The sequence below is a fragment of the Pseudomonas sp. RIT-562 genome (genome assembly GCF_026241895.1).
GTDB classification, from domain to species: domain Bacteria; phylum Pseudomonadota; class Gammaproteobacteria; order Pseudomonadales; family Pseudomonadaceae; genus Aquipseudomonas; species Aquipseudomonas mandelii_F.
Map to the genome: position 1 here is coordinate 155,270 of NZ_JAPJIV010000009.1, position 12,016 is coordinate 167,285.

The window sequence follows — 12,016 nt, forward strand, 5'->3', positions numbered from 1 at the left end:
GGGATATCATGGACGGTGCTGATGACCGGGACGAAAAAGCGCGGGTGACTGCCGCTCGTGAGTTGTTCCTGCTGGGTCAGAAAACCGTTGAAGCGCGGGCGGTGCTGATGGCCCTGCAACAGGAATTGAGCGAGGCCAACACCCAGCGGCTGGACAATCAGCAGGTCGAGCAATTGATCGAGGCCAATCAACAGCTGGTGCTGAGGATTCTTTCGGCGCAGTCCGATGCCGAAATAAACCGGCGTACCGATAGCGAGCAACGGCTGTTCCTGGAGATGCGCGAAGCCAACGAGCAGCTGGTTATTGCCGCCCTCAGCGCGCAACAACTGCAAGCCTCAGCCGAACAAACGCTGGCGCAGCAACGCAACACCCTGGCGGTGGTCGCCCACGAGTTGCGTCACCCCCTGACGCCAATCAGCCTGATCGCCGGGCGCCTGGTACGGGTGCCCAGCGCGGAGCTGCCGCGCATGCAGCAGTTGATCGAAGGGCAGGTCAGGCACATGTCACGGTTGGTGGAAGACTTGCTTGATGTCGCCCGCGTCAGCACCGGGAAGTTGCGCCTGGACTGCTGCCAGGTCGATATGGTCCCGATCATTGAAGACGCCATTGAACTGTGCCGATCGGTGATGAACGACCACAGGCTGCAGTTCACGGCCGATGTGCCGCCAGGGCCGTTGACCGTCAATGGCGATGCCGTGCGCCTCACGCAAATCCTCGGCAACCTGCTGGGCAACGCTGCCAAGTACACGCCAGAGGGCGGTATAGTCACGTTGGCGGTAACCGTCAACGGCGGGGAACTGATCATGCGTATTCGTGATAACGGCATCGGTATTTCCGCCCAGGCACTGCCGTATGTTTTCGAGCCCTTCGTGCAGGACATCCAGGCTGTCGGCTTCAACAGTGCTGGCCTGGGCATCGGCTTGACGGTGGTGCGAGAGCTGGTCGAGGCGCACGGTGGTCGCGTAACCGGTCACAGCGAAGGCGATGGCTTGGGCAGCGAGTTCGTGGTCACGTTGCCCTTGGTCTGAGGGTTGGTGCAAGGCCCCCCTTTCTGGCGATAAAAAGCTCGCTTGTTTTGCTGTATTGTCCTGCTTCCAGGGATCTGATGGCTGACAAGGAGTTCGCAATGACACTGACCCACGACCGTTTGATGGAAATCGCCAGGACCAACCCGGCCAACGTCGAGATTCTCGAACGGTTGCCCGCACTTGGCCTGAACCAATGCATGCTCACTGCCGGCTGCCTGTTCCAGGCGGTGTGGAACCATCACGACGACAAACCCGCAGCGTGGGGCATCAAGGACTACGACGTTTTCTACTTTGACCAGGACCTGTCCTGGGAAGCCGAGAACCAGGTCATTCTCGCCGCCAAGGCGCTGTTCGAAGACCTTGAACTGAATATTGAGATCAAGAACCAGGCACGCGTGCACCTGTGGTACGGCGAGCGCTTTGGCGGGGCGTATCCCCAGCTCAAGTCGGCGAAGGAGGGCATTGATCGTTACCTGATCGCCGGCACCTGCATTGGCGTGGATGTGCCGGGCGGCGAGCTATATGCGCCCTATGGCCTGGAAGACGTCGAGAACGGCGTGCTGCGGATCAACCCGGTGAACCATCAGTTCGATCTGTTCGAACAGAAAGCCCAGAGTTATCAGGAGCGCTGGCCCTGGTTGAAGATTGTTTATCCAGCTGTTTAACCCAGGACAAACCATGATAACAACGTGCATCGGCTGCGCCGGCTGGAATCTGCCCCGGGACCAGTGGCCGATGTTTGCCACCGAGGGCACTCACCTGCAGCGTTATGCGTCACGGCTGACGGCAGTGGAAATCAACAGTTCGTTTTACCGACCACATCGCCCACAGACCTATTTGCGCTGGGCCGAATCGGTTCCGCCGGGGTTTCGCTTCTCGGTCAAGTTGCCCAAGCTGATCACCCATGTTCAGCGCTTGCAGGATTGCGAGCTGCTGCTGGATGAATTTATCGGTCAATGCACGGCCCTCGGCGATGCCCTGGGTTGTTTACTGGTGCAGTTGCCGCCGTCGCTGGCGTACGACGAAGCCGTAGCATCGGCATTTTTCCGCGCCTTGCGCCTGCGTTACACCGGGGCTGTGGTAGTTGAGCCGCGCCATGCCAGTTGGCAAAACGCGCAGGCCCTGCTGGTGGCGGAGCAGGTCGGTCGGGTAGCGGCTGATCCAGCGGCGATTCCGGGGGGTGACGTGCCGGGTGGCTGGCCGGGGATTCAGTATTGGCGCTGGCATGGCTCGCCCCGCATCTACCACAGTGCCTACGACAGCCAACGCCTGCAGGCGCTGGCGCAGCAGGTGCAAATTGCGACTCAGGCAGGGCACCAGGCCTGGTGCATCTTCGACAATACCGCCAGCGGTTTTGCCGTGGGCAATGCCTTGACCCTGCAGTCGTTACTCGCCCCGGCGGGCAACAAAACGCTCGTTTGCAAATAGCCTTCAATTACCGCTTCGTGCAGTCGATAACCTGATCAGAACAGCCATCTGCAGCATGGTTGCGCCCAACTGATCGGGGATGCACAGAGTGTCGATAAAATTACGCTTGATACTGCTGATTGTTACCGGCCTGCTCACGGCCTTGGTCATGAGCCTGGTCAGTTATGTGGGGAACACGCAGATGGCCGGGGCGGTGAGTGACAGCGAAGTCAGCATGGCTGCGCTGCGCAACCACCTCGAAGCCGACATGATGCATGACGCCCTGCGCGCCGATGTGTTGTCGGCGATGCTGGTGGGGCTTGGCAAGAGCACCAGCAGCAAGGCCGAGGTGCGTAGCTCCATCGATGAACACGCGACCCGTTTTCGTGAGGTGCTGGGCAACAACCTCAAGCTGCCGGTCAACGCTACCATCAAAGCTGGCCTGGACCAGATCAAGCCGAGCCTCGATACCTATATCAACGCGGCCGAACGCATAGTCGGGTTGGCGCTGGAGGATCCGCAGGCGGCGCAGCAGCAATTGGGCAGTTTTAATGCCGCGTTCAGCCAGCTCGAAGACCAGATGGCTGCGCTCAGCGAACTGATCGAAAGCGATACCCAGCAGACTAGCGTTGGTACCCAGCAGGCCATCAGCAACGCCAACGTTGCCCTCGCAGGTGTCCTGATCGCCAGCCTGCTGTTGCTGCTGGTGCAGGGGCGCTGGGTGTTGCGCAGCATCATGGGACCGCTGCAAACCGCCAGTCGCATCGCCGACAGCATCGCCCACGGGCACCTGAGCGAACCGATTGCCGAACCTGCCGGCAAGGATGAAGCCAGCACCCTGATTCGCAGCCTGGCGACTATGCAGCGCGACTTGCGCGGCATGATCGAAGTCGTGCGCAGCAACGCCCATGGGGTGAGCGGCATGAGTGAACGGTTGAGCAGTGGTTGCCACGAGGTGGCCGACAGCAGTCAGCAGCAGAGCAGCGCCGCCAGCACCATGGCCGCCGCTGCCAGTGAAATGACGGCGAGCATCGAAGAGATCACCCGGCATGCCGAGCGCGCGTTGAACATGGCCAATCAGGCGGAAAACCTGGCCAAGGAAGGCGGTCGGGTGATCCATCAGGTGGTCAGCGACATGGACGGCATCGCGCGTTCCGCGCAGCAGTCGGCGCAGGTCATCCGTACCCTGGACAAGGAGTCCGAAGGGATCTTCAGCATCATCCAGGTCATCAAGGGCATTGCTGACCAGACCAACCTGCTGGCACTGAATGCCGCGATCGAAGCTGCCCGCGCCGGAGAGCAGGGCCGTGGTTTTGCCGTGGTGGCTGACGAAGTCCGTAGCCTGGCAGGCCGTACCAGCGCCTCCACCCAGGAAATCGCCGGCATGGTTGCACGCATCCAGCAAAGCACTCGGGAAGCGGTGAGCAGCATGGAGGCCGGAGTGGCGCAGGTCGACAAGGGCATGGCGGTAACCGCCGAGGTCGAGCGGGCGATCCGGGAGATTCTCGACGCCACGTTGAACACCACGCAGCTGGTCAACGACATCACTCGCACCATTGGTGAGCAAAGCCTGGCCAGCAACGAAATCGCCCATCAGGTGGAAATGATTGCCGGGATGTCGGAGGGCAACAGCCGGGTGATCGGCCAAACGGCCTCGACCACCGATGAACTGGCGAGCCTGGCGGGGCAGTTGTCGCAATCGGTGGACAGGTTCCGACTTTGACCAGTGCGTAGGAGCCTGGCTTGCCAGCGATGACGGCCGCAAGATCGCCATCGCCGGCAAGCCGGGCTCCTACGGGTTTGTGGCGTGGCGCAATTCTGCGAACACCCGCCCAATCTGTAGGAGCTGGCGCAGCCTGCGATCTTTTGACCTTGTTTTGTCAACGCGCCAAAAAACATCAGCAATGTTTTTAAATGCATAAAAAAACATTTACAAGCAGCATGCATGCTGTGAATATGTCCGTGCGAATTTAAAAAAACAAAATCGCATGCGGCGCTGATCACGATCAGGCCATAACAAAAACGACATAAACACAGGCTTGAAGCCGGCACTGCCCCTGGCCGGACTTTTCAGCGAAGGAGAACCTCTCCCGTGCATCGCTTATTGAACCGATCCCTCTGTGTCACCCTGCAAGCCCTCAGTGTGGTTGCACTAGGCGCAGCCTTTGCGCAGGCCCAGGCCGCAGGCACCTTGCGTGTCGGCCTCAACGCCGATATCCGCAGCACCGAGCCTGGCGTCAACCGTGACGAAAACACCGATACCGTGATGCTGCACATCGTCGAGGGGCTGGTGGCCCATCGTGAAGATGCCTCGGTTGGCCCATTGCTGGCCCGGGAAGTCCAGGTCTCCGACGATGGCCGTACCTACTCCTTCAAACTGCGCGACGGGGTGCGTTTCCATAATGGCGCGACGCTGACGGCGGCTGACGTCAAATGGACATGGGAGCACTACCTGAATCCGCAAACCCAGTGGCGCTGCCTGGCGGAGTTCGATGGTCGCGGCGGGGCAAAAATCACCGGCATCGCTATACCCGATCCCCTGACTGTGGTGTTCACTCTCGACCAGCCGAGCGGGCTGTTCCTGGCGTCCATGTCCCGCCCGGATTGCGGGGGTGGCGGCATTCTGCACCCGGACTCGGTGGCGGCCGACGGTAAGTGGAAAGCTCCGATCGGAACCGGGCCATTCACCCTCGCCGAGTGGAAACCCGGCCAATCGGTGGAACTGGCGCGCTTCAAGGACTACAGCGCCAGAGACGATGCAGGTCCGGATGGCTTCACCGGCAAGAAACAGGCGCTGGTCGACGTGCTGCGCTTCATGATCATTCCCGATGCGTCTTCAGCCAAGGCCGCCTTGCTGTCGAACAACATCGACCTGCTGCCCGACGTCACCGCCAGCGATGCCCAGGAGCTCAAGGCGCTGCCGGGGGTTCAGGTGTCGGTCAGCCCGATCATGGCGATCTGCGGCCTGCTGTTCCAGACCAACGATCCGTTGCTCAAGGACGTGCGCATTCGCCAGGCTATCGCCCATTCGCTGGACTACGGACAAATGGTCACGGCCTTGTCCAACGGGCTGTCGGAGCCGAACAACTCGGCCATTCCACAGTCCAGCGCCTTCTACGACGCCACCGCGAAGCAGGGCTACAAATATGACCCCGAGCAAGCTCAGCGCCTGTTAAAAGAGGCCGGTTACAAAGGCCAGCCGATCAAGATGATCGTCAACAAGCGTTACCAGCAGATGTTCGACATGGGCGTACTGAGCCAGGCCATGGCCCAGGGCAGCGGCCTGAACATCGAGATGGAAACCCTGGAGTGGGGCACGCAGCTGGAGCGTTACCAGAGCGGCAATTACCAGATGATGTCGTTCTCCTATTCGTCGCGACTGGACCCGGCCCTGGGATTCGATTCGCTGATGGGCGACAAGAGCAAGGAGCCGCGCAAGGTCTGGGACAACCCCCAGGCCCAGGGGTTGCTGCGCGAGGCCGTGCGTGAGAGTGACACCGGCAAGCGCCAGGCCTTGTTCGATCAGTTGCACAAGATGATGATTGAGGACACGCCGATGGTGATCATCTACAACGGCACCATCATCGGCGCGTTGCGCGACAGCGTCCGTGGCTATCACTCCTGGCCGGTGGCCAAGCCACGACTGTGGGGCGTGAGCCTCGCGGCTCAGTAAGGCGGAGTCTGATCATGTTGCGTTTTATCCTGCAAAAACTCGGGATGGCGGTGCCGACCCTGTTACTGATTTCAGTGATGGTGTTCGCGTTGATCCGCCTGATTCCCGGTGATCCGGCGCTGCTGATGCTCGGCGATATGGCCGACCCGCAGAGCCTGGCCGACATGCGTCGCAACCTGGGGCTGGATCACACCTTGGCGACCCAGTTCCTTATCTGGATCAAGGCTGTGCTCAGCGGTGACCTGGGGTATTCCATCAGCACCAAGCAGGCGGTGTTGCCGCTGATTCTCGAGCGCTTCAGCGTCAGCGCGATCATCGTCCTGGTCTCGGTGCTGCTGGCCACGCTGATTGCGGTACCGGTTGGCCTGATCGCTGCCTGGAAGCAGAACAGCGCGCTGGACCTCGGTCTGGTCACCACGGCCACGCTGCTGTTGTCGATTCCCAGCTTCTGGCTTGGTTTGCTGTTGCTGCACGCCTTCGGCATCAAGCTCGGCTGGCTGCCGGTAGTCGGCTACGTCAGTTTCGCCCAGGCGCCCTGGCAGGCGATGAGTTACCTGGTGCTGCCGATTGTCACCCTGACGCTGGTGGAGCTGGGCGCGATCACCCGCATGGCCCGGGCGAGCACCATCGAAGTCCTGCGCCTGGAGTACATCGCCCATGCCCGCGCCAAAGGTTTGTCCGAACGCGCTGTGCTGTGGCGGCATGCGTTGCCCAATGCCTTTGCACCGACCTGGACCCTGGTCGGGCTGATTCTCGGCAACCTGCTGGGCGGCATTGCGGTCCTGGAAACCGTGTTCACCCTGCCGGGTATCGGCCGGCTGATGGTGGACGCGATCTTTGCCCGCGATTACCCGGTGCTGCAGGGCTGCCTGCTGCTGATCACCTTCATCTATGTGCTGGTCAACCTTTGTGTGGATCTGCTCTACCCGCTGTTCGATCCAAGGGTGAAGTTATGAGTTCGAATCTACCTCTGGCGCCGCTCGCTGGCGCCCCGACCACGCCGGCCAAACGGCGCCGTGCCTGGCCTGCGGCCAATGCACTGATCGGCGCCAGCCTGTTGCTGATCCTGATCGTCCTGGCCTTGCTGGGACTGGTCTGGACCCCGTTCGACCCGCTGCGCATCGACTTGCTGTCGCGGTTGCAGGCACCGTCGGCCAGCCACTGGCTGGGCACGGACGAGTTCGGTCGCGACGTGTTCAGCCGGCTGTTGATCGGTGCCCGTACCAGCTTGTGGATCAGCCTGCTGACGGTCAGTGTCGCGGTGGTTGCCGGGACGCTGATCGGCATGCTCGCCGGTTATCTGCGGGGTTGGACCGACCGCGTGCTGATGATGTTCAACGATGCGTTGCTGGCCTTTCCCGGCATCCTCATGGCGCTGGGCATCATGGCGATTATCGGCGCCAGCAAGTACGGGATCGTCCTGGCGCTGGGCATTGCCTACACGCCCTCGGTGGTGCGCGTAGTGCGCGGCACGGTGCTGTCGCTGCGCGAGCTGGAGTACATCGAAGCGTCGCGGGTGATCGGCAACTCCGAGCTGTACACCATGCTGCGGCACATCGCCCCCAACTGCCTGGCACCGCTTTGCGTTCTGGCCACCAGCATGTTCGGCTGGGCGTTGCTGTCGGAAAGCGCCTTGAGCTTCCTTGGCCTGGGTGTACCGCCACCTGCTGCGACCTGGGGCAACATGCTCGCCAGTAGCCGGCCGTATATCGCTTCGGCCAGCTGGCTGGGAATCTTCCCCGGGCTGTTCATCTGCCTGGCGCTGTTGGCAATCAATCTGTTCGGCGACGCGCTGCGTGATCGTCTCGACCCCCGGATGAGGAAATGAGCATGGCGACTGATACGTTGCTGAGCGTGGAAAACCTGAAAATTCGCGTGGGTGAACACGGCGCGCTGGCGGTTGACGACCTGAGTTTCAGCGTTGCGCCAGGCGAGATCGTCGCCCTGGTTGGCGAGTCGGGCAGCGGCAAGACCATGGCTGCCCGCGCGGCGATCGGCCTGCTGCCGCTGCCGATGCAAGCGTGTGGCGGGCGCCTGGAGTTCCAGGGGCGTGATCTGGTGGGTCTCGACACCGCACAGCTGCGGGCTATTCGCGGAGCGAGCATTGGCATGGTGTTCCAGGAGCCGATGGTGTCGCTCAACCCGGCGCTGAAAATCGGCCAGCAGATGAGCGAAGCGCTGCAATTGCACACCGACCTTAACGCCGCGCAGATCCGCGAGCGCTGCGTCACGATGCTGCAGCGCATCGGCATCCAGGACGCCGAGCGTTGCCTGGGCTCTTATCCGCACCAGTTCTCCGGCGGCATGCGCCAACGGATCATGCTGGCGTCGGTCATGCTGCTGCGTCCGGCATTGCTGATCGCCGACGAGCCGACCACTGCCCTCGATTGCCTGGCGCAACTGGACGTGATCGAGCTGATGCTGGAGCTCACCCGGGAGCAGGGCACGGCGATCCTGTTCATCAGCCATGACTTGTCGCTCGTAGCCCGCTACGCCCACAAAGTGGTGGTGATGCGCCACGGCAAATCGGTGGAGCAGGGCACGATCCAGGACATCCTCCTGGCTCCGAAGGCCGAGTACACCCGCCAGTTACTCGAAGCTCTGCCGCGGCGTGGAACGCTCGCGCCATTACCGGCCAGCGACGGACCCTTGGTGGAAGTCGACCAGGTGTGCATCGAACATCCCGGGCCGACTTCGTTCTGGGGCAAGCGCCACTACAAACGCGTGGTGCACTCGGCCAGCCTGGCGATTGCGCCCGGCGAGACCCTGGCACTGGTGGGCGGCAGCGGCTCTGGCAAGACCACCCTCGGGCGCTCGCTGGTGGGGCTGATCAAACCTTGCGCCGGGGCGATTCGCTTCAAGGGCGTGGACATCCTCAAGGCCGCGAACCGGACCCATCGGCTGCAATGCCAGATGATCTTCCAGGACCCTTATTCGTCGCTGAACCCACGGATGAAAATCGGCGAGATCCTGGCCGAGCCGTTGCGCCACGAACCGGCGCTGAACGCTGCCCAGCGCCGCGAGCGAGTGGCGCAGACGCTGCGGGACGTCGGCCTTGCCGAGCAGTTCATCGAGCGTTTCCCCCATCAGCTCTCAGGTGGTCAGCGCCAGCGCGTAGCCATCGGCCGGGCGCTGGTGCGTCATCCGCAACTGGTGATCGCCGATGAACCGATTTCCGCCCTCGACATGACGATCCAGAAGCAGATCCTCGAACTGTTCGAGCGCCTGCAGGCGCAGTACGGATTCGCCTGCCTGTTCATCTCCCATGACTTGGCGGCGGTGGAGCGCATTGCTCACCGTGTCGCCGTGATGCACCAGGGGCAAGTGGTGGAAGTGGGCGGCCGCGAACAGATCTTCGACCACCCGCAGCATCCCTATACCCGCCAGCTGCTGGCGGCGGCGAGCCCGCTGGAAAAACTGGTCGACGGCGGTTACCGAATACGACCGGCGAACTTTTGATTTAACCCCCTGACGGCACCCGGCACGCCAACTCGAAACTGGCGTGAAGGGGCAAGTCATGCCCGAAAAACAATAAGACCTACTCACTTATCACGACTGCCAGGAGCCAAGAACAATGCATAACAATCACCTCAAGCTGATCTTCAAAAGCGTCGGCCTGACGGGCGCCGGCCTGCTGTGCGCCCCGGCCCAGGCTGACTTCATCAAGGACAGCAAGGCTGACCTGGAACTGAAGAACTACTACTTCAACCGTGATTACCGCGAAGACGCCGGGCAATCCAAGCGCGAGGAATGGGCCCAGGGTTTCATCCTCAACCTGAAATCGGGATTCACCGAAGGTACAGTCGGTTTCGGCGTCGACGCGGTCGGCATGCTTGGCCTGAAACTCGACTCCAGTCCCGACCGTTCAGGCTCCGGCCTGCTGTCGCGAGACAACGAACCCGAGCCTGGGCAGCCGAGTTACGTCAAGCGCGCCCATGACGAATATTCCAAGCTCGGGGTGACCGGCAAGGTGCGCTTTGCCAAGAGCGAATTGCGCAGCGGTTACCTGGTGCCGGACCTGCCGACCTTGCAACCGAACACCAGCCGGCTGTTCCCGCAGACCTTTCGCGGTACCCAGGTGACGTCGGCGGATGTCACGGGCCTGAGCCTCACCGGTGGCCAGATCGACCGGACCAAACAGCGCGAGTCGACCGATTATGAGGACATGGGGCTGACCGGACAGAGCGGCGCCTACAAGAGCTCGGCCAAGAGTGATCAGTTCCGCTTCATGGGCGGCGATTACAAGGTCAATCCGAACCTCACGCTGACCTATCACTTCGCCCAGCTGGAGGACATCTATCAGCAGCATTACGTGGGGCTGAAAAACAGTTTTGCCCTGGGCGGCGGCGTATTGAAGAGTGACATTCGTTACTTCGATGCGGACAAGGCGGGCGCGGGGCTGGCGGGCAAGGTCGACAACCGTGCGCTGAGTACTCGGGTCGCCTACAGCTACAAGGGCCACAGCCTGGGCGGAGGGTATCAGGAGCAATTTGGCGATACGCCGTTCACTTATGTCGATGGCACCAACACCTATCTGTTTTCCGAGTACCAGCTGAGTAATTTTTCCCAGACCAACGAGCGGGTGTGGCATGCGCGCTATGACTTCGACTTCGCAGCTCTGGGCGTTCCAGGGCTGACGTTCTCGACCCGCTGGGCTAAAGGCGATCAGGCCCAGGTGTTGGGTTTTGCCGGGGAGGGGCGTGAGTGGGAGCGTGATATCGACCTGGGGTATGTGTTCCAGTCCGGCGCGCTCAAGGGCGTGTCGCTGCGCTGGCGTAACGGGATGAGCAAGGCCAACTACCTGCGCGATATGAACGAAAACCGCGTGATCGTCGGCTACACCGTGGCGCTGTGGTAATGAGCCTGCCGAGCGCGGTCAAAAAATCTTTGGCGGCTCGTGCGGGCTTAAGCCTTGTTGCGCGCCACGCCCATTTTGCTGGCGACTTCCAGATGCCGATGCAGCAGGGTCGACGCCCATTCGTTGTCGCCCTGTTCCAGCGCATCAAGAATCGCCAGGTGCTCGCGGCAGGAGACTTTGACCCGCTCGACGTTGCTCGCCGAATGGAACTCGGTCAGGCGTCGCAGGCGGTTCTGTTGCTGGATCGCCTGCAGGATGTAGCTATTGCCGGAAGCGGCCGCCAACAGCTCGTGAAACTCGGCATTGCACTCAAAAAAGCGCTGACCGTCGACCTGGCCTTCAAGCAGTTCCAGCTGGCGCTCCCGGCATCGACGGAACTGCTCGGGGTTGACCTTGAAGGTCGGCTCCAGCAGCCCCGAGGGCTCGAGCAGCATACGAAAGCGATAACTCTCGAAGCGCGTTTGCGCACTGCTCAGGGTCGGCAGGAACAACCAGCCGTGACCATGCCGGCGCTGCATCACGCCCTCATCGGAGAGCCGCAGCAGGCAACGCCGCAGCACGCTTTTACCGACCCCATAACGGCGCAGCAGGTCGCTTTCGGAGATCTGGTCGGGCAGCACCTGATTCAGCCGGTCGTCAATCAGGCGCGTGTACAGCTCGTCTTCCTCGTTATGCAGTTCACTGGCCTGCTGCGCAAGCCCGCTGGCCGTCTGCAATGGCACCCGAAAGCCCTGTTGCGGCAGGGGTTCGATCAACTGCTGCTGCGCCAGGTACGACAGCGCGCTGCGGATCGGCGAGCGGGACACGCCCAGGCGCTGGGTCAGCTCGACTTCCTTCAGATGGGTACCGGGTTGCAGGTCGCCCGACTGGATGGCGGAAAGGATCTGGCCGGCGACTTTGGTCTGCAGCGAGGTGAGTTGAGACATGGCGCTTAGTCGTTCCTGTGACAGGGGAAGGCAAGGATACCCGAAAACTTCGGCACGCTTCGCTGTGCCAGAGGCTGAATTATAAGCGGTTCAAATACATTCATGCAGTGATAGACACCACCAC

10 protein-coding genes and 1 pseudogene are annotated in these 12,016 nt (G+C 61.6%); 10 read left to right on the forward strand and 1 reads right to left on the reverse strand.

What is annotated here, in order from left to right; genetic code table 11:
* Positions 1-8 precede the first annotated feature (8 nt).
* The 10 genes and pseudogenes from ORL50_RS13975 (at position 9) to ORL50_RS14015 (ending at position 10,966) form a co-directional block, all read left to right on the forward strand.
* Positions 9-1,028: a sensor histidine kinase gene (locus ORL50_RS13975; protein WP_266015731.1), complete on the forward strand. Its 1,020-nt coding sequence runs from the start codon at positions 9-11 to the stop codon at positions 1,026-1,028.
* A 98-nt stretch (positions 1,029-1,126) separates the two neighbouring features.
* Positions 1,127-1,693 (forward strand): nucleotidyltransferase family protein, encoded by a 567-nt coding sequence (locus ORL50_RS13980; RefSeq protein ID WP_266015733.1) that lies wholly within the window; start codon positions 1,127-1,129, stop codon positions 1,691-1,693.
* 13 nt (positions 1,694-1,706) lie between these two features.
* Complete coding sequence (locus ORL50_RS13985; RefSeq protein ID WP_266015735.1) at positions 1,707-2,456, forward strand: DUF72 domain-containing protein; 750 nt, start codon at positions 1,707-1,709, stop codon at positions 2,454-2,456.
* Positions 2,457-3,015: 559 nt separating this feature from the next.
* Positions 3,016-3,300, forward strand: a pseudogene (locus tag ORL50_RS29120) (HAMP domain-containing protein); the annotation flags it as partial.
* Positions 3,301-3,432: 132 nt separating this feature from the next.
* Positions 3,433-4,158 carry a methyl-accepting chemotaxis protein gene (locus tag ORL50_RS29125; RefSeq protein ID WP_416236030.1) on the forward strand — a complete coding sequence of 242 codons (726 nt, stop codon included), beginning with the start codon at positions 3,433-3,435 and terminating at the stop codon, positions 4,156-4,158.
* A gap of 381 nt (positions 4,159-4,539) precedes the next feature.
* On the forward strand, positions 4,540-6,108 hold the full coding sequence (locus tag ORL50_RS13995) for an ABC transporter substrate-binding protein (protein WP_416236031.1): 1,569 nt from the start codon (positions 4,540-4,542) through the stop codon (positions 6,106-6,108).
* 14 nt (positions 6,109-6,122) lie between these two features.
* A complete protein-coding gene (locus ORL50_RS14000) occupies positions 6,123-7,064 on the forward strand; it encodes an ABC transporter permease (RefSeq protein ID WP_266015739.1) in 942 nt (313 codons plus the stop codon).
* Complete coding sequence (locus tag ORL50_RS14005) at positions 7,061-7,936, forward strand: ABC transporter permease (RefSeq protein ID WP_266015741.1); 876 nt, start codon at positions 7,061-7,063, stop codon at positions 7,934-7,936. The genes ORL50_RS14000 and ORL50_RS14005 overlap by 4 nt, the downstream gene beginning before the upstream one ends.
* Complete coding sequence (locus ORL50_RS14010) at positions 7,933-9,567, forward strand: ABC transporter ATP-binding protein (protein WP_266015743.1); 1,635 nt, start codon at positions 7,933-7,935, stop codon at positions 9,565-9,567. The genes ORL50_RS14005 and ORL50_RS14010 overlap by 4 nt, the downstream gene beginning before the upstream one ends.
* A gap of 115 nt (positions 9,568-9,682) precedes the next feature.
* Positions 9,683-10,966, forward strand: a complete 1,284-nt coding sequence (locus tag ORL50_RS14015; protein ID WP_266015745.1) for an OprD family porin — start codon at positions 9,683-9,685, stop codon at positions 10,964-10,966.
* A 47-nt stretch (positions 10,967-11,013) separates the two neighbouring features.
* On the opposite strand, the gene ORL50_RS14020 is transcribed toward ORL50_RS14015, so the two are convergent.
* Complete coding sequence (locus ORL50_RS14020) at positions 11,014-11,892, reverse strand: GntR family transcriptional regulator (RefSeq protein ID WP_266015748.1); 879 nt, start codon at positions 11,890-11,892, stop codon at positions 11,014-11,016.
* Between the last annotated feature and the right edge of the window lie 124 nt (positions 11,893-12,016).

Coding starts and splice junctions, on each gene's coding strand:
- ORL50_RS13975 (WP_266015731.1), top strand. CDS start 9: ATGGACGGTGCTGATGACCGGGACGAAAAAGCGCGGGTGACTGCCGCT.
- ORL50_RS13980 (WP_266015733.1), top strand. CDS start 1,127: ATGACACTGACCCACGACCGTTTGATGGAAATCGCCAGGACCAACCCG.
- ORL50_RS13985 (WP_266015735.1), top strand. CDS start 1,707: ATGATAACAACGTGCATCGGCTGCGCCGGCTGGAATCTGCCCCGGGAC.
- ORL50_RS29125 (WP_416236030.1), top strand. CDS start 3,433: ATGGCCGCCGCTGCCAGTGAAATGACGGCGAGCATCGAAGAGATCACC.
- ORL50_RS14000 (WP_266015739.1), top strand. CDS start 6,123: ATGTTGCGTTTTATCCTGCAAAAACTCGGGATGGCGGTGCCGACCCTG.
- ORL50_RS14005 (WP_266015741.1), top strand. CDS start 7,061: ATGAGTTCGAATCTACCTCTGGCGCCGCTCGCTGGCGCCCCGACCACG.
- ORL50_RS14010 (WP_266015743.1), top strand. CDS start 7,933: ATGAGCATGGCGACTGATACGTTGCTGAGCGTGGAAAACCTGAAAATT.
- ORL50_RS14015 (WP_266015745.1), top strand. CDS start 9,683: ATGCATAACAATCACCTCAAGCTGATCTTCAAAAGCGTCGGCCTGACG.
- ORL50_RS14020 (WP_266015748.1), bottom strand. CDS start 11,892: ATGTCTCAACTCACCTCGCTGCAGACCAAAGTCGCCGGCCAGATCCTT.